Source organism: Pseudoalteromonas sp. 2CM37A, from assembly GCF_023161885.1.
Classification (GTDB): domain Bacteria; phylum Pseudomonadota; class Gammaproteobacteria; order Enterobacterales; family Alteromonadaceae; genus Pseudoalteromonas; species Pseudoalteromonas atlantica.
Genome location: NZ_JALNTJ010000001.1, coordinates 616781 through 641834 on the forward strand (window position 1 = coordinate 616781; position 25054 = coordinate 641834).

Annotated in this window: 22 protein-coding genes; 9 read left to right on the forward strand and 13 right to left on the reverse strand. The window is 41.2% G+C overall.

The features are described from left to right. The first annotated feature begins 210 nt into the window (after nt 1-210). The gene (locus MTF68_RS02735; protein WP_248461610.1) at nt 211-1473 is read left to right on the forward strand and encodes a valine--pyruvate transaminase; all 1263 of its coding nucleotides are present in this window, start codon (nt 211-213) and stop codon (nt 1471-1473) included. Between the two features lie 106 nt (nt 1474-1579). On the opposite strand, the gene MTF68_RS02740 is transcribed toward MTF68_RS02735, so the two are convergent. Next, complete coding sequence (locus MTF68_RS02740; RefSeq protein WP_248461611.1) at nt 1580-2026, reverse strand: hypothetical protein; 447 nt, start codon at nt 2024-2026, stop codon at nt 1580-1582. Between MTF68_RS02740 and MTF68_RS02745 the strand changes: the two genes are divergently transcribed. After that, nucleotides 2011-3198, forward strand: a complete 1188-nt coding sequence (locus MTF68_RS02745) for a PQQ-dependent sugar dehydrogenase (protein ID WP_248461612.1) — start codon at nt 2011-2013, stop codon at nt 3196-3198. The two genes, MTF68_RS02740 and MTF68_RS02745, sit on opposite strands and share 16 nt — an antisense overlap. Before the next feature lie 127 nt (nt 3199-3325). On the opposite strand, the gene MTF68_RS02750 is transcribed toward MTF68_RS02745, so the two are convergent. The 8 genes from MTF68_RS02750 to lrp form a co-directional block, all read right to left on the reverse strand. Then, on the reverse strand, nt 3326-3718 hold the full coding sequence (locus tag MTF68_RS02750; RefSeq protein WP_055014303.1) for a hypothetical protein: 393 nt from the start codon (nt 3716-3718) through the stop codon (nt 3326-3328). Beyond that, nucleotides 3706-4515, reverse strand: a complete 810-nt coding sequence (locus tag MTF68_RS02755; protein ID WP_248461613.1) for a hypothetical protein — start codon at nt 4513-4515, stop codon at nt 3706-3708. Before MTF68_RS02755 ends, MTF68_RS02750 begins: the two co-directional genes overlap by 13 nt. Nucleotides 4516-5104: 589 nt before the next feature. Next, entirely contained in the window at nt 5105-6409 is a 1305-nt protein-coding gene (gene serS, locus MTF68_RS02760) for a serine--tRNA ligase (RefSeq protein ID WP_055018482.1), read from the reverse strand. A 9-nt stretch (nt 6410-6418) separates the two neighbouring features. Next, nucleotides 6419-6799, reverse strand: coding sequence for a fluoride efflux transporter CrcB (crcB, locus tag MTF68_RS02765; RefSeq protein ID WP_004586743.1), 381 nt, complete (start codon nt 6797-6799; stop codon nt 6419-6421). Next, nucleotides 6792-8135, reverse strand: a complete 1344-nt coding sequence (locus tag MTF68_RS02770; protein ID WP_248461614.1) for a replication-associated recombination protein A — start codon at nt 8133-8135, stop codon at nt 6792-6794. Before MTF68_RS02770 ends, crcB begins: the two co-directional genes overlap by 8 nt. After that, a complete protein-coding gene (gene lolA / locus MTF68_RS02775; protein ID WP_004586745.1) occupies nt 8128-8754 on the reverse strand; it encodes an outer membrane lipoprotein chaperone LolA in 627 nt (208 codons plus the stop codon). Before lolA ends, MTF68_RS02770 begins: the two co-directional genes overlap by 8 nt. Continuing rightward, complete coding sequence (locus MTF68_RS02780) at nt 8754-11282, reverse strand: DNA translocase FtsK 4TM domain-containing protein (protein ID WP_248461615.1); 2529 nt, start codon at nt 11280-11282, stop codon at nt 8754-8756. The genes lolA and MTF68_RS02780 overlap by 1 nt, the downstream gene beginning before the upstream one ends. Before the next feature lie 154 nt (nt 11283-11436). Further along, a complete protein-coding gene (lrp, locus tag MTF68_RS02785; protein ID WP_004586747.1) occupies nt 11437-11916 on the reverse strand; it encodes a leucine-responsive transcriptional regulator Lrp in 480 nt (159 codons plus the stop codon). A gap of 142 nt (nt 11917-12058) precedes the next feature. Between lrp and ald the strand changes: the two genes are divergently transcribed. Continuing rightward, nucleotides 12059-13180: an alanine dehydrogenase gene (gene ald, locus MTF68_RS02790; protein ID WP_004586748.1), complete on the forward strand. Its 1122-nt coding sequence runs from the start codon at nt 12059-12061 to the stop codon at nt 13178-13180. A 115-nt stretch (nt 13181-13295) separates the two neighbouring features. On the opposite strand, the gene pssA is transcribed toward ald, so the two are convergent. Next, on the reverse strand, nt 13296-14621 hold the full coding sequence (gene pssA / locus MTF68_RS02795; RefSeq protein ID WP_029772425.1) for a CDP-diacylglycerol--serine O-phosphatidyltransferase: 1326 nt from the start codon (nt 14619-14621) through the stop codon (nt 13296-13298). Between the two features lie 287 nt (nt 14622-14908). Between pssA and trxB the strand changes: the two genes are divergently transcribed. The 4 genes from trxB to infA all read left to right on the forward strand — a co-directional run bounded on the left by trxB (nt 14909) and on the right by infA (nt 17675). Next, nucleotides 14909-15859: a thioredoxin-disulfide reductase gene (gene trxB, locus MTF68_RS02800; RefSeq protein WP_024033489.1), complete on the forward strand. Its 951-nt coding sequence runs from the start codon at nt 14909-14911 to the stop codon at nt 15857-15859. A gap of 93 nt (nt 15860-15952) precedes the next feature. Then, a complete protein-coding gene (aat, locus tag MTF68_RS02805; RefSeq protein ID WP_248461617.1) occupies nt 15953-16669 on the forward strand; it encodes a leucyl/phenylalanyl-tRNA--protein transferase in 717 nt (238 codons plus the stop codon). Beyond that, nucleotides 16662-17366, forward strand: a complete 705-nt coding sequence (locus tag MTF68_RS02810; RefSeq protein ID WP_064385091.1) for an arginyltransferase — start codon at nt 16662-16664, stop codon at nt 17364-17366. Before aat ends, MTF68_RS02810 begins: the two co-directional genes overlap by 8 nt. Nucleotides 17367-17456: 90 nt before the next feature. Further along, nucleotides 17457-17675, forward strand: coding sequence for a translation initiation factor IF-1 (infA, locus tag MTF68_RS02815; RefSeq protein ID WP_002962494.1), 219 nt, complete (start codon nt 17457-17459; stop codon nt 17673-17675). Between the two features lie 244 nt (nt 17676-17919). Here infA and clpA read toward each other — a convergent pair whose 3' ends face one another. After that, complete coding sequence (clpA, locus tag MTF68_RS02820; RefSeq protein ID WP_004586753.1) at nt 17920-20181, reverse strand: ATP-dependent Clp protease ATP-binding subunit ClpA; 2262 nt, start codon at nt 20179-20181, stop codon at nt 17920-17922. A 68-nt stretch (nt 20182-20249) separates the two neighbouring features. Further along, entirely contained in the window at nt 20250-20558 is a 309-nt protein-coding gene (gene clpS / locus MTF68_RS02825) for an ATP-dependent Clp protease adapter ClpS (RefSeq protein ID WP_004586754.1), read from the reverse strand. 209 nt (nt 20559-20767) lie between these two features. Between clpS and cspD the strand changes: the two genes are divergently transcribed. Continuing rightward, nucleotides 20768-20986: a cold shock domain-containing protein CspD gene (gene cspD, locus MTF68_RS02830; protein WP_004586755.1), complete on the forward strand. Its 219-nt coding sequence runs from the start codon at nt 20768-20770 to the stop codon at nt 20984-20986. Nucleotides 20987-21435: 449 nt separating this feature from the next. Then, complete coding sequence (locus MTF68_RS02835; RefSeq protein ID WP_055253781.1) at nt 21436-23658, forward strand: NADP-dependent isocitrate dehydrogenase; 2223 nt, start codon at nt 21436-21438, stop codon at nt 23656-23658. A 145-nt stretch (nt 23659-23803) separates the two neighbouring features. On the opposite strand, the gene MTF68_RS02840 is transcribed toward MTF68_RS02835, so the two are convergent. After that, nucleotides 23804-25048 (reverse strand): amidohydrolase family protein, encoded by a 1245-nt coding sequence (locus MTF68_RS02840; protein ID WP_024033483.1) that lies wholly within the window; start codon nt 25046-25048, stop codon nt 23804-23806. Between the last annotated feature and the right edge of the window lie 6 nt (nt 25049-25054).

Here is a 25054-nt window from a genome sequence, read left to right on the forward strand (position 1 = left end):
CGTTTAAATCAGCGGCAGGTTCAGTCTCAAGCGTAATGTGATGTAAAGTCGATTCAAAATTACTGATAACAATAGCCTAGCGAATAAAAGTGCGTTAATTATACCCTGAAGGGTTTAAAGTTCTAAACCGTGAATTATTCTCAACATGCAAATAAAGCCCTTTATTTACGCTATACTGCCCTCCTCGTTATTAGCGCACACATAGGTATTATGAACTACTCAAATTTTGGTACTAAATTTACACAACCCAACGGAATAACGCAGCTTATGGAAGATTTAGGCAGCGCTAACGCAAGCAATAATCCAAATATTGTTATGCTAGGTGGCGGTAACCCTGCACACGTACCACAGGTTAATGCTGTATTTTTAGATGAATTACAAAAGCTAGTAGCCAGTAATAAAGTATCGCAAGTATTTGGTTTGTACGACGGGCCAACTGGCAATGACGAATTTAGAGCGGCTCTTGCTAAACAGCTCAATAGCGAGTTTGACTGGGGCTTAACACCACAAAACATAGCACTGGGTAACGGCAGCCAAGCTAACTTTTTTGTATTGTTTAATATGCTTGCGGGCAAAATGAGCGATGGCACTAATAAGCGTATATTGTTTCCGCTTGCGCCTGAATACGTAGGTTACGCCGACCAAGGTTTATCTAATGATATGTTTGTGGCAATAAAACCCGATATCGAAATTTTAAATACCTTCAATGGCTCTAAGCAGTTTAAATATGTCATTGATTTTGACGCGGTAGAAAACGTATTAGCCAACGATACCAGTATTAGTGCACTGTGCGTATCGCGCCCTACCAACCCAACTGGTAATGTCATTACCGATAAGGAAGTACGCCATCTAGACGCCCTTGCACACAAGTACAATATTCCCCTAATTATTGATAACGCCTACGGCGACCCCTTCCCGGGCTGTATTTACACCGATGCAAACCTTACGTGGAACTCAAACATTATATTGTGTATGTCGCTTTCAAAATTGGGCTTGCCAGGCCTGCGCACTGGTATTGTGGTTGCCAATAACGAAATAATTAAAGCCATTGGCCGTGTTAACGGCTCTATGGTGTTATCGCCTAACGCTATTGGCCCAAGCTTAGTAACCCGCTTAATTAACGAAGGCGAATTACTGCCTTTGTGTAAAAATACGGTATTGCCTTTTTATAAAAATAAAGCAGAGATAGCCATAAACCTGTTTGATGAAATTTTTGCAGACTTACCTGTCTATTTGCATAAACTCGAAGGCGCGTTTTTTATGTGGCTATGGTTTAAAGACTCAAAAATAACCAGCGAAATGCTTTATCAAAAACTCAAAGAGCAAGATGTATATATAATTCCTGGGCATAACTTTTTTATTGGCATTGAAGATAGCTGGGAGCATAAACACCAGTGCGTACGCATTAACTACGCCAACGATGAAGCCACTCTCAGAAAAGGCCTAGAGGCAATTAAAGCGCTTATTATGTAGCGCTTATTGTGTAGCGCTTATTGTGTAGCGCTTTAATTAACGTTTTACATCGTATTTTAACGAGGTGGTTAACGCTTAGCGTTAGCCACTGAGTTTTTTATTTAACCTACTGTTTAGGGGCTAACGCCTTGGTTAATAAGGCAAACAGCAAGCCACCTAAAGCACCTGCTAGTAACTGAAAATAAAATCCCCATCCACGTGCGCCCGCTATAATATGAATATTCATAATCGACTCAATCGCCACTAGCACCACGGCAAAAGCAGTGATACCCGATGCCACAAATAACACCATGCTGTATTTTTCATACTTTTTAATAAGTAACACAACAGCAAAAAAAGCGATAGCTAAAGCAATGGCAATAATAGCGCCATAGGTAGGTAATAGCCCTAACCAATCATCTAGCGTTAAATTAATACGGTTGCTTAAGCTGACCACAACGCCCACATCAACTAATTGATTGACAACGTATTGGCTATGAAACAAGCTAGCAAGCGTAAAGGTAAATAACCAAGAAACTAAAAATATAGGGAGTAAACGTGTTAAAAATGGCATGGTTATCTCAACTTAAAATAAAGCTTTTTTCTTACAGTAGCAAAGGCTTGCAATGTAAACAACGACTCTCTCAATTAGCGCTATGGCTGTTTGTAGGGCTTTTTGCGTCTACCGCCAGTGCAGCTACATTACCTAAAGAGCAGTACAGTACCCACACAGTTGCTACAAAATTAAATTCGCCGTGGAGCATGGTTAAACTGCCAAACGGGTCATGGCTAATTACAGAGCACGACGGCCACGTTGTTATTGTAAAAAACAATCAGCAAACTAGAGTAAATTTAAACCTTGAAGGTTTATACGTTGCAGGCCAAGGCGGCTTACTTGATATAGTGCTCTCGCCTAATTTTAACACCAACAAAGAAGCTATATTTACCTACGCACAAGGCACAGCTGAGGCTAATCGCCTAGTAATTGCAAAAGCTACCTTTAATGGCACCGGCTTTTCAACGCCTGTTATTATTTACACAGTAGCGACTGATAAAAATACCCCACAACACTACGCTGGCCGCGCCCTCTTTTTACCCGACAACACTCTACTGTTTTCAACCGGAGATGGCTTTGATTTTAGAGAGCAAGCACAAGTAATAACCAGCCAACTTGGCAAACTATTACGTATAAACCTAGATGGCACTATCCCAAAAGATAACCCATTTATTAATCACAAAAACCCCAATGCACACGCTGTTTACTCGCTCGGTCACCGAAACCCACAGGGCTTAGTGTATGATTACGATACCGAGCAAATTGTTAGCCACGAGCACGGCCCCGCCGGTGGAGATGAGTTAAATTACTTAACGCCAGCTACCAACTACGGCTGGCCGGTGATAACCTACGGTGACGATTATTCACAAGCACGTATTTCTCCATTTAGAGACTACCCCGGTATGCAAAAGCCAAGCGTAGATTGGACGCCATCAATTGCCCCGTCAGGCATGGCGTATTACGGCTCTAAACACGCCGCATTCCCTTCACTTGCACAACATGTGCTCATCACGACGCTTGTAGATAAAAAGCTCTACAGCGTTAATCTGGCTAATGGCGAATTCACCGAGTCACACATATTTCCAGAAGCAACAGGCCGATTAAGGGATGTGTATGTCACCACTGAGGGTAATGTAGCAGTATTAATGGATGGGAAAGATGCAAAGCTGATGATGGTAACGCCAAAGTGATACTCACTTAAATGAATAATGATTGCCTTGTAAGATTTATTTTAATGTTTAACTTTGAAAATAAATCTTACAAGGCTAAACAATTTATACTTAACTCAGACCTTTTGGGGAGCTTTACAAAAGATTTTTATGGTGTGTTTAAATTAACTTTCCTCTCGCATGCTTTTTGAAAATCATCAGGAGAAATTACGATTTGCCGCGTTGTATTTTTAACCTTCTTTTTTACCTCTTCTCTATTAAAAGCTATGTAACAGCCACTGTCGTCACTTATCTCAATTGAAGATAAATATTTATCCATTATTTTTGATTCACTTGATGACTGCTCATATTGCCAAACATTTACTTCACCTGCTTTTAATGGCATGTCCATTACCTGAGTACCGTACTCAGTTTTAAAGACCAATTTAACCATTAACTCTTCAGCTGTAGAGTTTTTAACACTAGCCCAGTAAATGCTTGAACATGAGCTCAATACAAAAGTTATTAGTAATCCAAAAATTAATACCTTTAATCTTTCCATAAGACCTCAGAACTCCAAATTAATCTTTTTATATCAACTTCAAGCGCTTCACTGCGTGTAATGCGTTGCTTTAGATTAGCCGTATTTTTTGTGTCATTGTAGTACTTCATAAGATCAATCTTTCCTTGATTTGGATAACCTGGAGAAGACGCTTTAACATTTTGAAGGAGAATATTTGTACTACCTTTATGACCCCAAGATAAATTAATACCTCCTACATAAATAAGTACAGAATGGCCAAACTCATGCGCTGAAACCAACTTAAATTCATCATCGATCAATTTTGATGGTATTCCAGCTGTTACAGATCCTCTTTGATAAATAAAACTCGCATCAATACCTAATATAGCTGGATTCATTGAACGACCATAACTTTCACTTTCTTCTATCTCTAGGTCTACAGGAATGGCATCAGAACTACTTTTATGTAAAGGATTAACTATTACATTAAAACGCACACCCGCCACTGTAATTGTATTTGACCAATATTGTTTAATACCAGCTATAGCCAACGTTTTTAATTTAAGGTAATCGCCTTGTTGCAAACTGTTTTGTTTAAAATTAAGGTAAACATCAATATTGATGGTTCTTAAGCGGCTATTAATGGTCGTTTTAGCCCAAGTTGCCTTATGAGCCCCGTTGTGAACTTTTAGCTTGCTACCTCGCCCATTTCGGGAGGGTCCTACCCGTACCATACGATAATTAACAGTGGGTTTATCAATTGCTTTATGAAGATGCTCTTCAAAAATATCGAGCGTAAGAGAGTGTTTTTGAAGGTTCGCAGCTGTTGAATCCATTTTATATTCCATTATAGTTAGTAATCATTGCTAAGATGTTTTTCGTTTAACAATTCTATTAGTTCCTCTAAATAGTCCAATATACTTTTCAAAGATTTTAGTGTCAAGAGTACCTATCTCAAAAACAAATTAACTATGCCGCTACATTCATTTATAGAAGCTTTATCAATAGTATCATTCAGAGACTTAAGCGAGGTTATAAATAGAGATAAACTTTTATCCATTTAGATAGATTCCTTTAAGGGTATAAATTTGATAACCAAGCTTTGCCTAGCCACTTAATAACTTTGTATCAGATATTTGTCGCTTTATAAACCTACGAATGTCCAAATATTTCGAATCATCTAATTTAACCAGCGAATAGACACATGTAAACAACTAGTTAGCTAACATCTAAATATACTGGATGCGAGAAAACACCAGAATGGTAGAAAACAGTAATATTGGACAAAAGAGTAATACACTAATAAATAACAAAACTTAGACTTTTTTCTTTCGCCTTGAACCTTTTACCTTTAAGTTTTTACCCACAAAAAAGCCGCCGTTCATTTAAAACAGCGGCTTTTCTACTTATAGCTTATAGCTAACCCTAAACTTTCCCAATCACTTCAAGCCCACCCATGTATGGGCGTAATACTTCTGGTACTACAACTGAGCCATCGGCTTGTTGGTAGTTTTCTAGTATGGCTACGAGTGTACGGCCAACGGCTAAACCTGAGCCATTTAATGTATGTAATAACTCTGGCTTTTTAGCACCTTCACGGCGAAAGCGTGCTTGCATACGGCGCGCTTGGAAATCGACCATATTTGAACAAGACGAAATTTCGCGGTAGGTATCTTGTGCCGGTAACCATACTTCTAAGTCGTATGTTTTAGCTGCACCAAAGCCCATATCGCCCATACATAAAATTACTTTACGGTATGGTAGTTCTAGTGCTTGTAGAATTTGCTCTGCGTGGCCTGTTAACTCTTCAAGCGCTTGCATTGAATCTTCTGGTTTTACTAGTTGAACTAGTTCAACTTTATCAAACTGGTGCTGACGAATTAAGCCGCGTGTATCGCGACCGTAGCTGCCCGCTTCACTTCTAAAACACGGCGTGTGCGCAGTTAAGCGAATCGGTAAATCGCTTTCTTCGTAAATTTCGTCGCGTGCGCTATTAGTCAGCGGTACTTCTGCTGTTGGGATTAAGCTAAAGCCAGCTTGTTGTTCACCGTCGTCGTTTACTAGGCCTAATGTATGGAATAAATCGCCTGCAAACTTAGGTAATTGGCTTGTACCGTAAAGGCTTGCGCTATTTACTAAGTACGGTACATACATTTCTGTATAGCCGTTTTTATCTGTGTGGGTATCTAGCATGTATTGCGTAAGTGCACGGTGCATACGCGCTACTTGGCCGCGCATTACTGTAAAACGTGCGCCACTAATTTTAACGCCCATTTCAAAGTCTAGGCCGTTTAGGTCTTGGCCTACGTCTACGTGATCTTTTACTTCAAAGTCGTACTTTTTAGGCGTGCCCCAGGTAAGTATTTCAACGTTGTCGTCTTCATCAGCGCCTTCTGGTACTGATTCGTCTGGCAAGTTTGGAATTGCTAATGCAATGTCGTTAATGGCGTTGAGTACTTCGTCTTGCGCTTTTTTAGTTGCGTCTAATTCGCTGCCTAAATTTGCCACAGCGTCTAGTAGTGGTTGTGCGTCTTCGCCTTTTGCTTTTGCTTGGCCAATGGCTTTAGCACTGGCGTTACGTTGACTTTGAAGCTCTTGCGTTTTTACTTGTAATGTTTTGCGTTGTTCTTCAAGTTCTGTCACTTTTGCAACATCAAGCTCGTAGCCACGAGCCGCTAAGCGTGCTGCAGTTTGCTCAACGTCTTGTCGTAAATATTTAGAATCTAACATGTTAGTTTTTTAACCTTTTTGCATTACCAGCTGAAGGCCCAGCCAAGCCATAAAAATACAGATCATCACATTTAAGATGATATTAAGGGCCATTTTAATAAAGTGACCTTGTTGTAATAACAACAACGAGTCCATTGAGAATGTTGAAAAGGTGGTTAACGCACCTAAAAAGCCAATACCAATAAGGGTTTTAGCGGGGCTTGTGGCGATAATTTCTTTCTCTATCAAACCGTACAAAATGCCCATTAACAATGAACCCAGAATATTAACCGTCAACGTGCCAAAAGGGAATCCCCTACCAAGGAGTTTTAGCATGGTTTCGCTAATAAAAAATCGTAAACAGGCTCCTGAGGCTCCGCCAAGGGCGATCATCATATAAAGTTTAATCATTTTCGTATCGTTTAAGCGGGCTTTGCGCGTCGCGTTCTTTTAAGTAATCAAGCTTTTGCTTAATTTTTTGCTCAAGGCCGCGATCGCTCGGTAAATAATAGTGTTTGTCTTGAATTTCTGGCGGTAAATATTTTTCACCGGCGGCAAAGGCGCCCTCTTCGTTATGTGCGTAGCGATACTCGGCGCCATAGCCTAAATCTTTCATTAAGTTTGTAGGCGCGTTTCGTAAATGCTCTGGCACTGGGTAGCTTGGCTCGTTTTTGGCATCAGCTTTTGCTTGGTTAAATGCCATATAAACGGCATTACTTTTAGGTGCGCTGGCTAAATATAAAGTGGCTTGTGCAATGGCGCGTTCGCCCTCGCTTGGGCCTACACGCTGAAATATATCCCATGCGTTTAACGCCACTTCCATCGCCCGTGGGTCTGCGTTACCTATGTCTTCTGTGGCAATGGCAAGTAAACGCCTTGCTACATAAAGTGGGTCGCCGCCGCCGGCTAAAATACGGCAATACCAATACAGCGCGCCATCAGGTGAGCTGCCTCGTACTGATTTATGAAAAGCCGATATTAAATCGTAAAATTCGTCGCCGCCTTTATCGTATTTAGCTAAATGGGTTGGCAGTACTTGGCTTAATACGTGCTCATCTACGTTGTATTTACCGTTTTGCTCACTCGTTAAATCAACCGCTTGCTCAAGTAGGTTTAATACTTTACGGGCATCGCCGCCGCTTGCTTGGCAAAGCGCCTGTTTGGCGTTATCGGCAATAACAATATTTTTTTGGTTTAGTTGCTCATCTTGCTTAAGTGCGCGCTCTATCACTGTGTATAGGTCGGTATCGGCTAGCGACTTTAAAACATACACACGCGCCCGCGACAAAATCGCATTATTAAGTGCAAATGAGGGGTTTTCGGTTGTCGCGCCTACAAATATAAAAGTGCCGTCTTCTATGTGAGGTAAAAATGCATCTTGCTGCGATTTATTAAAACGGTGTACTTCATCCACAAACATTAAAGTGCGTTGCCCGCGGCTTTGTAGGTTATCGTGCGCTTGCGTTACGCTGTCGCGAATATCTTTTACGCCCGCGGTCACAGCCGACATTTGTATAAGTTCGGCATCGGCGTGATTTGCAATAATTTGCGCAAGAGTGGTTTTACCTACCCCAGGCGGCCCCCATAAAATTAAGCTGTGGCAACGCCCTGCAACAATGGCTTGGTGCAAGGGTTTATCAACACTTAATAAATGCTGCTGACCTATGTATTCGTCAAGCGTTGTTGGGCGCATGCGCGCAGCAAGTGGGCGTACATCGGGCCCAAAATTAAAGCCTAAATTATTCACCGTTACTCTGATCGTCTATTTCTACACCCTCTGGTGGGGTAAATTCAAAGGTGCTTGTATCAAGCGCGGTATTTACTTGTGCATTGTTAAAACTAAACGATGAAAGCTGACCAGAATTATCAGTCACAACTAACTTAGCAAGACCTTGCTCGTTACCTGCAAAGGTAATATCAAGTTGCTCTACTTGGCTTTCTACGCCTTTATTTGGCGTTACACTAAAGCCAGAGTCTGTAGCTTGTACGCTGTATTTTTCCCACTGTGCGGGATCTTTTGAAGTAAGCAGTACAAACGGTGTTGAATCTATAAGGCTATGGGTATCCATAATAGTTACTTGCTCAGCAAAGCTGTCGAAGTAATAGGTTTTGTCACCATTTGATACAAATAAGGTATCGTCTGGGTTTGTTTGCTGCCAGCGGATCATCATAGGTTGTTTAAGGGCAATTGTGCCCTCGCCTTGCATAACCGCTTGGCCTTGCGGATCGGTTACGTTTTGAGAAAACTGCGCTTTAAAACTTTTAAGGGTTGCGAGTTTGTCTTGCAGTGCTTGGCTGTCATCAGCAAAGCTAGGCGTGGCAATTAAACTGCCAAGCACTAATAATAAACTGTTTAATTTTTTCATTAATTTGCTCCATTAGGTACTAATACATCGCGAGCGCCGTTATGGCCTGGTGAACTCACGATACCCGATGTTTCCATTTGTTCTACTAGTCGTGCTGCGCGGTTATAGCCAACACGTAATTTACGTTGTACTGACGATACCGATACTTTGCCGGTTTCGATTACAAACGCAACGGCTTCGTCGTATAGCGGATCTGACTCTTCATCTGCGTTTTCACTGGTTTCACCTGGTAATAAAACATCTTCTGTGGCATCACCATTTAAAATTTCATCAATGTAATTAGGTTTACCGCGTGCTTTCCAATCGTTTACTACCGCATGTACTTCATGGTCGTCTACAAATGCGCCATGCACACGCTCTGGTACGCTTGTGCCTGGCGGTAAGTAAAGCATATCACCCATACCGAGTAAGTTTTCGGCGCCTTGTTGATCCAATATGGTACGCGAGTCTATTTTGCTCGACACCTGAAACGCCATACGCGTAGGTATATTGGCTTTAATTAAGCCGGTAATTACATCTACCGATGGGCGCTGTGTTGCAAGTACTAAATGTATACCTGCGGCACGTGCTTTTTGCGCAATACGGGCAATTAGCTCTTCAACTTTTTTACCTACAATCATCATCATGTCGGCAAATTCGTCTATTACTACCACAATGCTCGGTAGTTTATCTAACTCGTCTGGGCCTTCTTTCATGCCGTCGGTGTCTTTAAATAATGGGTCAAGAATTGGGTAACCCGCTTCTTTGGCCTCAAGTACTTTTTGGTTGTAACCTTTTAAGTTACGTACACCCAACGCCGACATTAATTTATAACGGCGTTCCATTTCGCCTACACACCAACGTAGTCCGTTAGCGGCTTCTTTCATGTCGGTAACTACTTCACACAATAGGTGCGGAATACCTTCGTAAACCGAAAGCTCAAGCATTTTCGGGTCAATCATGATCATACGAACATCATCAGGGCCCGATTTGTACAGTAAGCTTAATATCATTACATTAACGCCCACTGACTTACCCGAACCCGTGGTACCCGCTACCAGTAAATGGGGCATTTTACCTAAATCGGCACACACAGGTTGCCCTGCAATATCTTTACCTAACACCATGGTTAGTGGCGATGGATTTTGCTCAAATTTAGGGGCGTTAATTACCTCAGATAAACGTACAATTTCACGGTACTTATTAGGCAGCTCTATCCCTATGTAAGTTTTACCTGGGATCACCTCAACCACACGTACACTAATTGCCGATAACGAACGGGCTAAATCTTTTGATAAACCAGTAATTTTAGACACCTTTATACCCGGTGCTAAATCAAGCTCAAAACGTGTTACAACTGGGCCTGGGTATACGCCAACCACTTTTGCTTGTACGTTAAAGTCGAGTAATTTTGTTTCAACAAGACGCGACACGCTTTCAAGCTCTTCTTCCGATATCGGGTTTTTTGCTTTATCCGGTCTGTCGAGTAAATCAAGCGACGGTAATGGCCCTGGCGGTGGCTCTTTATCTAGTAACTCTTCAAACTTTTCTTTTGCTGTTGGCGGTGGCTGATATGCAGGTTTTGGTTTAGGCATAGGCCTTGCTGGCGATACCACCGTGGTAACCGGTTTTTCAGGCTCAACAACTTGGCTTTGATCAAGCGCATTAAGTGCAGCCGCTGTATCCATTGGCTCATCGTCTATGGCGCTAAAGCCAATTTCTTGGTCGAGTATATCGTCAAGCTCATCAAATGGGCTGTAGTCATCACTAATTTGCGGCTCGCTAAAGGTAGGCTGCTCTTTAGTAATGGCTTTTTGTTTAGCTGTTTTTTTACTTTTTGCAGGCTCTTGTTCAAATTCTGATGATTGCTCGAGTGTGGCATCGCTTTGCTCATAATCGTCAGGCTCATCATTAAATTGCGCATCGGCTTGCACCGGATTTGCCGCAATACGCTCTCGTTGCATCCAACCTTGGGCGTAATTAGCAATGTAACGGTAGCCTCTAACCACTAAATCGCCGAGGTAGTCTACAAATTCAACCCACGACACACCGGTTAATAAAGTAAGCCCAGCAAAAAAGAAGCACAATAATAGTATAGAGGTACCGGTAAAGTTAAATGCTGGCATCATGGCCGATGCAATCACATCGCCCACTACCCCACCGGATGAAAAGTTATAAATATCATCAAAGTTAATGCTGCTGATTGCCGTTGCTGAGGTAATAAATAAAGCAAAGCCAATAACACGCAAAGCAAGTGTGGTGTAGTCGAGCTGTAAAATACGATGAGGTTGTTTAAATAATAAATAGCCAAACAGCTGAATAGCGGCCGGCACTAAATAAGCAAGCCAACCAAATGACAGTAATAATATATCGGCTACCCAAGCACCGGCAGTGCCTGTAATATTTTTTACGTTTCTAAATTCACCCGTTTGCGACCACGCAGGGTCAGCGGGATCAAAGCTGATTAAAGCACATAAAATGAATATTGCCGCAAAGGTACTGATGATCAGCCCTGTTTCTAATAGTCTTTGCACACCGTTTAGGCGCATAACTTCCTATCCCTCTTTATTGTTCTATTGGCACTTGCTTGCAATCAAATACCTTAGCAGGAAATGCAATTTGATGCACTTTATCTTAATGTGTATGGCCTGATTATGAACAAGTTTTTATAAATTAGAGTGTGTTTATCTTTGGCGGTTAAATTTAGGCAATGTAAGGGCGAATAATTACGCCGTCTTCACCTTTTACTTCTTCCATTACTACATAGGTGCGGCTTTCACTCACGTTTGGCAGCTTTAAAAGAATGTCGCCTAGTACACCGCGGTATTCTGACATATCGTTTACGCGTGTTTTTAATAAAAAATCAAAATTGCCCGATACCAAGTGACACTCTATTATCTCTTCGTGCTGTTTAACCGCCGCACTAAACTCATCAAATACGTCGGGCGATGTTTTGGTAATAGTTACCTCAACATATACAGATAAGCCTTGGCCAAGCTTTGCTGGATCAACCACCGCTTTGTAGCCAAGTATATAACCTTCACGTTCTAACTTTTTTACGCGCTCTAGACAGGGCGTGGCGCTCAGGCCAACTCGTCGGGCCAGTTCTACATTAGAAAGGCGTCCATCGTGCTGTAATTCCATTAAAATTTTACGGTCAATTCTATCTAATAACTGATGCATACACCCAACTAGTTTAATATTCTGTTTATTTTTATTATTTAGATAATAACACTGCCTAGCCTTTTAAAAAAGGTGAGACACACTGCCTTATGATTAATATAATAGTGAAAAATGTTAATCCGTTCTTAATAAGGCAAATTTTATGATTATTGGTGTACCTAAAGAAATTAAAAACCATGAATACCGTGTAGGTATGGTTCCTGCGAGTGTTCGTGAATTAGTAAATCACGGCCACCAAGTGATTGTTGAAACAGATGCAGGTATGGGCATTGGTTTTACTAACGAAGATTACACACAAGCTGGCGCTGAAATTTTAGCAACTGCAGCTGATGTTTTTGCAAAAGCAGACATGATCGTAAAAGTAAAAGAGCCACAAGCTGTTGAGCGTGCAATGCTACGCGAAGATCAAATTTTATTTACTTACCTTCACCTTGCACCTGATCTTCCACAAACTGAAGACCTTGTTAAAAGCAAAGCGATTTGTATTGCTTACGAAACAGTGACTGATGCACGTGGCGGCTTGCCGCTTCTTGCACCAATGAGTGAAGTAGCAGGTCGTATGTCTATTCAGGCCGGTGCACAAGCGCTTGAAAAATCTAACCACGGCCGTGGCATGTTACTTGGTGGCGTACCAGGCGTTGAAGCAGCTAAAGTAGTTGTTATTGGCGGCGGCATGGTGGGTCGTAGCGCAGCGCAAATGGCTGTTGGCATGGGCGCAGACGTTGTAGTACTTGACCGCAACATTGATGTACTTCGTGCACTAGACGCGCAATTTGGTAACAAAGTTAAAGCGATTTACTCAACGGCTGACGCACTAGAAAAACACGTACTAGAAGCTGACTTAGTAATTGGTGGCGTACTAATTCCAGGTGCTGCAGCACCTAAACTAGTAACAGCCGATCATATTAAAGCAATGAAGCCAGGCTCTGCAATTGTTGATGTTGCTATTGACCAAGGTGGTTGTATTGCAACTTCTAAAGCAACAACACACGCTGATCCTACATACATTGTTGATGAAGTTGTTCACTACTGTGTTGCTAACATGCCAGGTGCAGTACCGCGTACTTCTACCTTTGCACTTAACAATGCAACATTGCCGTTTATTATTAACCTTGCAAACAAAGGTTACAAAAAGGCACTACTAGATGACGCGCACTTCTTAAAAGGCTTAAATGTAATTAAAGGCCAAGTAACTTACAAAGAAGTAGCTGAAGCGTTCAACATGGAATATGTTGACCCTCGCACTGCAGTAGAAAACGCGTAATTTTGCGTTTAGTTGTTAGGTGTTATTTAATTAAATAGTTACCTAACTACAAGCAATAAAAAAGCAGCTAATTAGCTGCTTTTTTTGTATCTAAATTTTGACTATATAAATTAATTTATATAAAACGCTTAATTATAAAATCTACTTTTACGCGTTTAGCCTGACCAAGTAGCTTTTTAACCGGTTGCGGGTAATTTTCTACTGTTTCTAAATCATTTGGCCCAGTTAAACGGCGGCAGTGTTTTAAAATTTCCTGCTTTTCGTTATCTATGGCTTGCATAATACTTTGCTGTGGGTCTTCAATTAAAATACCGTTTTCGATATCAAGCCCCCACGCTCGCGGATTAAGGTTATGCCCGCTTAATAAGTGGCGTTGTCGGTCGGCGCAAATACCTTTTAAGTGAAACGAGTTACTCTCGTGCTTCCATAAATACACGTTTAAATTGCCGTTATCTATATGGCGCTTTTGCGATTTTACAAATTTATGCAAAATAGTTTCGTATAAATACGGGAGTGCACCAATTTTACTAAACGGCTCACTTGGCGGCAGATAAAAATCGTTTGCGGTTTTATCACCTACTACAATGGTTACTTGCTTACCTTGTTTTAATAATCGACGTAGTGAGCGCATAAGCGGCGCCGGAAAATTAAAATACGGTGTGTAAAGTACAAGCTCTTGCTCTGTGGTATCAAACAAGTTTTTAATTAATCGGTTAAGGCTATTATTACGACGCCCTAAACCTAAAAACAAACGCACACCGAGTGGGTCGGTATTGGGCGTAGTTGGGTTTGCATAACTGGCCGACTTTAGCTCGCGCATTAATTGCTTTTGTTCAAATTTAAAGTCTATTAAGCGCTTAAGCGGGCGTGTATCAATACGTGGCACGGCTTGCGAGCCAATTAGCTTAGACTCAATAAAATCAACCACAGAGTCGCACAGTGCTGCTTGGTCAACTAAAAAGTAACGGTCGAGCCTGTAGCGTTCGTTGTATTGTAAGTACACGTTATTTAAGCTGGCGCCGCTGTATAATAAAGTATCATCTACAACAAAACCTTTAAGGTGTAACACACCAAACAACTCTTTGGCTTTAACCGGTACACCGTAAACTTGTACGTTTGATTTAAATTTTTCTAAATAGTCACAATATAAACTTGCGTTACCGTCTGATTTTTTTGCACCAATAAGACCACGTTGAGCACGATGAAAATCAACCAACACTTTTATTTCAAGGTTGGGGTTTGCCAACGACACACGATGCAGCGCTTCAAGTATTTCGCGCCCTGCTTCGTCATCTTGTAAGTAAAGTGCCGTAATGTAGATTCTTTTTTTTGCATTGCTAATTAAACGTAGCAATTGCGTACGGTACTCTTGTGCGTTGGTTAAGACGTTAACGTCTTTTGAAGTCAACCCAAATGCGGGTTTTTCCTGCCAAAATAACATAGTTGCCTATTCACTAAGGTCACATAATCTATCAGTGACAAATAAAATTAGGTAAAACATATCAAAAAAATACTAACGGGTCATGAATTAACGAAGCTTTGTTGCTCATCTGTTTGTTTTTTAGCCTTTACACGGGCTTTTTTATCGTTCCAGGCAAAGTCAGTACATAATATTGCACAGCTTTTAATTTTGTCAGAAAAAAATATTCACATAATTTGTTTACTTGTGCCTTGTTTTTCTTAGAATCGAAGCCATTAAGTTCAGTATTAAACGTTTAGGAAAAGATCATGACTGAAGCAAAACACTCTAAGTTACTAATTTTAGGCTCTGGCCCTGCGGGTTACACTGCCGCAGTATACGCCGCACGTGCAAATTTAAACCCCGTTTTAATTACCGGCATTCAACAAGGTGGCCAATTAACGACCACAACTGAAGTTGAAAACTGGCCAGGCGATGCGCACGGTTTAACAGGCCCTGCATTAATGGACCGTATGAAAGAGCACGCTGAGCGCTTTGAAACGGAAATTGTGTTTGACCACATTAATAAAGTAGATGTGTCTAAGCGCCCTTTCACGCTAACTGGCGACCAAGGTACTTACACATGTGATGCATTAATTATTGCCACTGGTGCATCGGCTAAATACTTAGGCTTAGAGTCTGAAACTAATTTTCAAGGTCGTGGTGTATCTGCATGTGCTACGTGTGATGGTTTTTTCTATAAAGGGCGTAAAGTTGCCGTTGTAGGTGGTGGTAACACAGCTGTAGAAGAAGCGCTTTACTTATCTAACATTGCGGATGAAGTACACGTTATTCACCGTCGTGATAGCTTCCGCAGTGAAAAAATTCTTGCTGATCGCCTTAACGAAAAAGCGCAAAATGGTAACGTAGTAATGCACTACAACCGTACGCTAGACGAAGTACTTGGCGATGACATGGGCGTAACTGGCGTACGCATTAAAGATACGCAATCTGATGCTACCGAAGAGCTTGATTTAGCGGGTGTGTTTATTGCTATCGGCCATAAGCCAAACACCGACATGTTTGAAGGCCAACTAGAAATGAAAGACGGCTATTTAGTGGTTGAGTCTGGTCTTAACGGTAACGCTACACAAACAAGCGTACCTGGCGTATTTGCCGCAGGTGATGTGTCTGATCACATTTACCGTCAAGCAATTACGTCTGCAGGTACAGGCTGTATGGCAGCCCTAGATGCAGAGCGTTTCTTAGATAACCTATAAACGCTACAAAATTAATAAAGGCTGTTAGTTCAGCCTTTTTTTATGCCTAAAATATAGTTACACTTTTATGATAATTAATAAGTTAAGCCCTCTATGAGAAACCAGCTATACCAACTAAGTGAAACCGATATAGCATTTCCAAACCCCGAATATGCACTTACCTCCCCCGATGGACTGCTTGCCATAGGCGGCGATTTATCTGTAAAGCGCTTAAGTAATGCCTATAAAATGGGTATTTTCCCGTGGTTTAGCGAAGGTGAGCCCATTATGTGGTGGTCGCCAAGTGAACGCGGCATTGTAGAGCTAAATGACTTTCATATAAGTAAAAGCTTGCGTAAACATTTAAAAAAACACCCTGTTAAAGTAACTGTTAACAATGCATTTGCGGAGGTGATAGAAGCGTGCTGTGAGCAACGTATAGACACCGAAGGCACATGGATAACAAACGACATGTTAAGCGCTTATATTGCTGCACATGACGCTAATATTGCACATAGTGTTGAGGTATGGCAAAACGGCGAACTTGCCGGTGGGCTGTATGGCATTATGCAGAATGGCGTTTTTTGTGGCGAGTCGATGTTTCATCATCAAACTAATTGCTCAAAACTGGCCATGTGGGCGTTAGTTAATTGGTTAAAACGCCATAACGCACATTTTATTGACTGCCAACTAGAAAACCCATATTTAACCTCTTTAGGCGCAAAAGTGATCCCTCGCTCAGAATTTTTGACTAAACTTAAACAAGCAAATGCTTACACCCTCAACTCAACCATGTGGCAACCACAGGAGTTAACAGCAATTTATGAGTGAACATATTCCTGCACGCGTTGGTCTTAGCCAAGAGTTTGCTTGTAGCTATTTACCTGACAGGCAAGAGCAATTATTGGTAATACTTGACCCAACCTGTTACAGCACGCATAAATTTGAGATGCTTCTATCGCTCGGTTTTAGGCGCAGTGGTAACCAAATTTATCGACCGCACTGCCCTTCGTGTAGCGCCTGTAACTCGGTGCGCGTGTTAGCCCAAGAGTTTACCCCTTCAAAGTCACAAAAAAGAAAACTAAATAAAGTAAAAGCAAACTTTGAAGTAAAATACACACACGCTAAGCGCGAAGAATATTATCCACTTTATAGTAAATACATTTCAATGCGCCACAGCGATGGCACTATGTTTCCGCCTAATTTAGAACAGTTTCAAAGCTTTTTATTTTGTAGCTGGTTAGAAATAACGTTTATTGAGCTTTGGCACCAAGACACTTTAGTTGCAGTGGCCGTAACAGATTGCATGGATAACGCTGTTTCGGCTATTTATACGTTTTTCGATCCCGACTTTGAACACTACAGTTTAGGGACTGTGATGATTTTACAGCAGCTCGAATTTGCCAAACAGCAAAATAAAGAATTTGTGTATTTGGGCTACCAAATCGATGAATGCACCAAAATGAAATACAAAACTCAGTTTTTACCCGCGCAAAAACACGTTAATGACCAGTGGTTGGCTATTTAATTTGCAAAAATGCCCGCTGCGCCTTTACTTATTGGCGTATTTTGGGCAAAATCTGCAGCGTTTAACTATTAAAGAGGTGTTACGCTAAACATGGCGAAAGAAGACGTAATCGAAATGCAAGGGACAGTCCTTGATACTTTACCAAATACAATGTTCCGAGTTGAGCTAGAAAATGGTCACGTAGTTGTGGCTCATATTTCAGGTAAAATGCGCAAAAACTATATCCGTATTTTAACCGGCGATAAAGTAACGGTAGAAATGACTCCTTACGATTTATCGAAAGGACGTATCGTATTCCGTGCTCGCTAAGTGCGTAAACGAGATTTAGTTTTTGGCTAGTGAATAACTAGCTTAAAGCGTTTATTAAATGTAATTGATGGTACTGACTAGCAATTACATTTAATAAACAAAAAACCCAGCTTTTGCTGGGTTTTTTGTTGCCTATAAAAAAGCACAAAAAAGCCCACGCATATCACGTAGGCTAGTTTATATACCCATCCGCATAATTAAGGTATTTATTTTGCGGATGGGTACTATAAGTGAATACACTTATTTAAGCGGGTGTTAAATTACTTTCATAGTCAAAGTTAATTTTCTTATCTTTAACTGATACTTTAACAGTACCGCCATCAACCAGTTCACCAAAGAGTATTTCGTTAGCCAATGGCTTTTTAAGCTCATCTTGAATAACACGAGCCATTGGACGTGCACCCATTGCTTTATCGTAGCCTTTATCTGCTAACCACTCTCGGGCCTTAGAGGTCAACTCAAGGTTAACTGACTTCTTATCTAATTGTGCTTGCAGCTCAACTACAAATTTATCGACCACTTGCAAGATAACGTCTTTTTCAAGGTGGTTAAACCAAATAATATTATCTAAGCGGTTTCTAAACTCAGGTGAAAATACCTTGTTAATTTCACTCATTGCATCGTGCGTATGATCTTGCTCGGTAAAGCCAATCGATTTACGTGTGGTTTCTTGCACGCCGGCATTGGTTGTCATAACCACCACCACGTTTCTAAAGTCAGCTTTACGACCATTGTTATCGGTTAATGTACCGTGATCCATTACTTGCAGTAGTATGTTGTAAATATCTGGATGGGCTTTTTCAATTTCATCCAATAATACAACTGCATGCGGGTTTTTAATAACGGCTTCGGTAAGTAAGCCGCCTTGTTCAAAACCAACATACCCAGGAGGCGCACCAATTAAACGGCTTACTGCATGGCGCTCAACGTACTCTGACATATCAAAGCGGATAAACTCAACGCCCATACATTTAGCGAGCTGTTTAGTAACCTCGGTTTTACCTACACCCGTTGGCCCCGCAAATAAGAACGAGCCCACTGGCTTATCTTCGTTTGCAAGCCCAGAGCGAGATAAACGAATCGCAGATGTTAGCGCGTCGATAGACTGATCTTGCCCAAACACTAACATTTTAAGATTACGATCAAGATTTTTAAGCGTTTCTTTATCGGTCGATGACACACTTTGAGCTGGGATACGCGCCATTTTAGCAATAATTGATTCAATATCTGATACACCAATGGTTTTTTTGCGTTTAGAGCTTGGCTGCAATCGCTGGTTGGCACCGGCTTCATCTATTACATCAATGGCTTTATCAGGTAAATGACGCTCATTAATGTATTTAGCACTTAGCTCAGCAGCTGCTTTTAATGCTTTTTGCGTGTAACGAATACCATGGTGTTCTTCGTAACGCTCTTTTAAACCATTTAAAATTTTAGTGGTATCGGCCACACTTGGTTCAAGTACATCAATTTTTTGGAATCGGCGTACTAACGCACGGTCTTTTTCAAAAATATTTTTATACTCATTGTAAGTGGTTGAGCCCATACAACGTAACTGCCCGCTTGAAAGCAGCGGTTTAAGTAAGTTAGAGGCATCCATAACACCACCCGATGCAGCGCCTGCACCAATAATAGTGTGTATTTCATCAATAAATAAAATTGAGTTAGGTTTTGCTTGTAACTCTTTTAATAAGCTCTTAAAGCGTTTTTCAAAGTCGCCGCGGTACTTAGTACCGGCAAGCAATGCGCCCATATCAAGCGAGTAAACAACAGCATCGGCAATTACTTCAGGCACTTGTTCATTAACAATGCGGTACGCAAGACCCTCTGCAATGGCTGTTTTACCTACCCCTGCTTCACCAACAAGTAGTGGGTTATTCTTTTTACGGCGACATAAAACTTGCACGGTGCGCTCTACTTCGCTGTCGCGCCCTACTAATGGGTCAATGTTACCGTCTTTGGCTTGGGCATTTAAATTAGTGGTAAAGCTATCTAACTTACTTGCCTCTTCGTTTTGAACCTCTTGTACTTCTTCATGAATATCGTCAGTGTCATCTCCTAACTCATCATCCGTTTTAGAAATACCATGAGAAATAAAATTCACTATATCTAAGCGAGAAATATCGCTTTTCTTGAGTAAATAAACCGCTTGGCTTTCTTGTTCAGAAAAAATAGCAACGAGCACGTTAACGCCTGTAACTTCGTTTTTACCAGATGATTGAACATGAAAAACCGCACGTTGAAGCACGCGTTGAAAGCCCAGTGTTGGTTGGGTTTCGCGTTCTTCTTCTAAATCGGGAATAACCGGTGTGGTTTCGTCTATGAATTCTAATAGTTCGGTTTTTAAACCAGAAATATCAACACCGCAGGCGTTTAGCGCTTCGCCTGCTGAAGGGTTATCTAAAAGCGCAAGTAAAAGGTGTTCTACCGTCATAAACTCATGGCGGCGTGTACGCGCTTCACGAAACGCGGCATTTAACGTTAGTTCTAAGTCTTTGTTTAGCATTGGCAACCCCTTACTGAGATAATTATTTTATACCACAACAATGAGATGATTGATCACCTAATTGGTATTTATTCCTGCTCACAACTACAAAGCAGTGGATGCTCGTTATCCCGTGCATAACGGTTAACTTGTTCCGCTTTGGTATGGGCTACATCGGCGCTAAATACACCGCATATCCCTTTACCTTTTTCGTGAACTTGTAGCATCACATCAGTTGCTCTATCGCTATCCATATTGAAAAACGTCATTAAAACTTCTATTACAAAGTCCATTGGCGTGTAGTCGTCGTTATTTAAAACAACTTTGTATTTTCGCGGTGGCTGCAGCTTTTGCTTTTCACTATCGCGAACTGTGTCGATGACACCTGAATCTTTCATACCACTCATAATTAAATATAGTCTTGTCTTTAGAACTCAAGCAAACTTGAATAAAAAATAAATTAAATGTTAAAAAAATACCACAAAACACTTGACTGACTGGCCAAATAAACTACAGTCAGAAGTAGATTGATTAATCCTTAGTCAGTCTAGCAAATTATACGGTTTAGAATAACTAAATTAGTCAACTTATAGAAGGATGTAGAAGTATGGCTTGTGGTAAAGTCAAATGGTTCAACAACGCCAAAGGTTTTGGTTTCATCGTAGAAGACGGCTGCGAGAATGATATTTTCGCTCATTACTCAACGATTGTAATGGACGGTTATAAGACACTTAAAGCTGGTCAGGATGTAACATTCGAGCTAGAACAAGGCCCTAAGGGCTTACACGCTAAAAACATTGCGCCTAACGGCGACATTTTAGAGTGATCAAAAATTTGTTCGACTAAAGCGAGCGACCTAATTTAGATCCTCGCTTAATTCCCCACTTACCATTCAACTCTCTTCTTATTACTAAATTGCTCCTGTACATGCTAAATTCAACCCTTTTCCTTGATTTTATTTTATATACCCCAATGTTCTAACTGTTACCTGCTAATTAAGGCTGTTCAAAAGCGCAAGCGCTAGCCCTTTTTAAACAAGCTTGTTACACTCTTGTTGCTAAATTACGCGGTTACATTTTAGCTTATGCTTTTACGCGGCTAAAATACGTGTACTTTGCAACCTATAAAAATCAGTTAGTCAGGTGTGACTATTCTGCCTTTTGGCATATTAAGAGTACCGACACCTAACAAACTGCTTGTTAACGCAACCATGCGCTAATGAGTTTCTTTGCATTGTTGAATACGGCCACTGCGGCCTACTATCTAGGAATGATGATGACATCAAAAATTATCTACACTAAAACGGACGAAGCTCCGGCGCTAGCAACCTACTCGTTGCTACCAATTATCCAAGCCTATACAAATGCGGCAGGTGTTGAAGTTGAAACTCGCGATATCTCATTAGCAGGTCGTGTAATTGCAAACTTCGCTGATTACCTTACTGAAGAGCAACGCATTGGCGATGCGCTTGCAGAGCTTGGCGAACTTGCAAAAACACCAGAAGCAAACATCATCAAATTACCAAACATCAGTGCGTCTGTACCGCAATTACGCGCTGTCATTAAAGAGCTTCAAGAAAAAGGCTACGCACTACCAGAGTACCCGGCTGAGCCTAAAAATGATGAAGAAGCTAAAATTAAAGCAACTTACGACAAAATTAAAGGCAGTGCTGTAAACCCAGTATTGCGTGAAGGTAATTCAGATCGTCGTGCACCAGGTTCTGTTAAAGAGTATGCACGCAATAACCCTCATTCAATGGGTGCGTGGAGCAAAGACTCACAATCATACGTTGCAAGCATGAGCGAAGGTGACTTCTTTGGTTCTGAGCAATCTGTAACTGTTGATGCAGCAACTGATGTACGTATTGAGCACGTAGCGACTAATGGCGATGTGACTGTACTTAAACAAAGCACGCCGCTAATTGCTGGCGAAGTAATTGATGCATCGCGCATTAGCGCAGCTAAACTACAAGCGTTTTTAGCAGCAGAAATTGATGCAGCTAAAGAAAAAGGCGTATTATTTTCGCTTCACATGAAAGCGACAATGATGAAAGTATCTGACCCTATTATTTTTGGTCATGCGGTAAAAGTTTTCTACAAAGACGTATTTGCTAAACACGGCGAGCTTTTTGAAGAGCTAGGTGTTGATGTAAATAACGGTTTAGGCGACGTTTATTCTAAAATTCAAACATTAGATGATGCTAAGCGCGAAGAAATTGAAGCAGACATTCAAGCGGTTTACGCTGAGCGTCCTGCTATTGCAATGGTTGATTCTGACCGTGGCATTACTAACTTACACGTTCCAAGCGATGTGATCATTGATGCGTCTATGCCTGCTGCTATTCGTTCAAGCGGTCAAATGTGGAACAACGACGGTAAACTACAAGACACTAGCTTTGTGATCCCAGATCGTAGCTACTCAAGCGTTTACCAAGCTACAATTGATTTTTGTAAAGAAAACGGCGCGTTCGATCCTACCACTATGGGTAGCGTACCAAACGTAGGCCTAATGGCTCAAAAAGCAGAAGAATACGGTTCTCACGATAAAACGTTTGAAGCAAAAGCGGATGGTTCTATTCGTGTTGTTGATGCAAATGGCACAACATTACTTGAGCACACTGTTGAGCAAGGCGATATTTGGAGAATGTGTCAGGTTAAAGACGCACCAATCCAAGATTGGGTTAAGCTTGCTGTAAACCGCGCACGTGCGACGGGCGTACCAGCTATTTTCTGGTTAGATGAAAACCGTGCTCACGATGCAGAGCTTATTAAAAAGGTAAACAAATACTTACCAGATCACGATACTGATGGCCTAGACATTCAAATTTTAGCACCGCTTGAAGCAACTTTATTCTCATTAGCGCGTATTAAAGAAGGTAAAGACACTATCTCTGTAACGGGTAACGTATTACGTGACTACCTAACAGATTTATTCCCAATTTTAGAGCTGGGTACCAGTGCTAAAATGCTTTCTATTGTGCCACTAATGAACGGTGGTGGCTTATTTGAAACTGGCGCAGGTGGTTCAGCACCTAAGCATGTTCAACAGTTCGAAAAAGAAAACCACTTACGTTGGGATTCGTTAGGCGAGTTTTTAGCACTAGCGGCTTCGCTTGAGCACCTAAGCGTGAATACAGGCAACAAAAAAGCACAAGTACTTGCTGACACACTAGATAAAGCAACAGGTACGTTCTTAGCTGAAAACAAGTCGCCTTCACGTAAAGTAAAAGAAATTGATAACCGTGGTTCTCACTTCTTCTTATCTTTATTCTGGGCACAAGAGCTGGCTAAGCAAGACGAAGACAGCGAGCTTAAAGCGCAATTTACACAAATTGCGAGCGATTTAGAAACGCAAAAAGAGCAAATCGTAAGCGAGCTTAACGATGCACAAGGTCCTTCAATGGATATTGGTGGTTACTTCCAACCAAATGATGATGCAGCGTTTAAAGCAATGCGCCCAAGTGCAACGTTTAACGAAATTTTATCTAAATTAGTATAATTTTAGATTAAATAAAAAAACCGCTTACGTTTAAAGTAAGCGGTTTTTTTGTGTCTTTATTTTATATAAAAAGGCCGCTACTTTAACTTTAAAGTAGCGGCCTTTAATAATTAACCTGAATTTTGGATAATTAAAGCTATATTAATTATTTTGTATATGCTCGCGGCATAGATGACTCAGTGGTATAGCGCTCACGCAGTTTATCTTGGCGCGACTGCGTAGATACTTCTTCACCGTTAATAATCATTTTACTTACATGGCTACTTAGCTCAAATGGATCGTTACTCCATACAACCACATCGGCAGCTTTACCTACTTCAAGGCTACCTGCATTTATGCCAAATACGTCGGCTACATTGGATGTAACAGCATTAAGTGCACCTTGCTGGCTCATGCCGTACGAAACTGCATTACCGGCATCAAATCGAAGCTGGTAAATATTATGGCTGGCATCGCCGCCCACAGTTAAAATAACTTTTACCCCAGCTTTTTCAAGCGCGGCTGCGTTATCTAAACTGGCATGTAAAGAGTCAAAGCTTGAAGGTAAGCTATCCATAGCACTCATAATTACTGGTACTTGCGCTTTAGCAATCTGCTCTTTAACAACAACAGCATCTTGTGCACCATTGAGCACTAAATTAATACCAAATTGCTCTTTAACTTTAAGTAGCTCAATAATATCAGCCGCACGAGATACACCCACTACAAGTGGCATATCGCCGCTAAGTACTTTAACCATTACTTTATCTTCAGTACTTGGGGTGCTGTCGTCGTCTTTTTTAGGCTTTTTAGCTGCTTTTGTTTGGTGCTCTTCAAGCTTATTAATTAGCGTTTGCAATGTAAATGCGCGCGAGCCCTTACTGCGCTCACCTAAATAAACCACTAATGCAGCTTGTTTTTGTATGTCGCCTTGTAAATCACCGCTTAAATCAACAACGCTTGCTAAGCCCGAAAAAATACTATCGCCACCATGCGGGGTAATTACATCGCGGGTTACACCGCCTTTACGTGCATACGGGATAAGGCTTGAGTGAGCGTTATAAGCAAGGCTTACATCAAAATCAATGCCTGCTTTTTCTTCGCCTGCATCGCGTGAGCCTGCAACTGCACTTACTTCCACTAAGCCAAGTTGATTAATGCTAGCAATAAAACCTGGGGTTACAATTTGCCCATTCGCATCAATAACTTTATCTGCTTGTACTTGCTGTGGATTAATAGCGGTAATTTTACCGTTATCCATAACAATGCTGGCGTTTTCTAAAACACCTTGCTCGGTTGCGGTATGCAGCGTGGCATTAATAATAGCAAGCGATTGTGCATTGGCTGCACCTGAGGCTAATAGTCCGGCAGCAACCAGAGATAGCGAAAACGAACGTGATAAATTTTTCATTCTGGG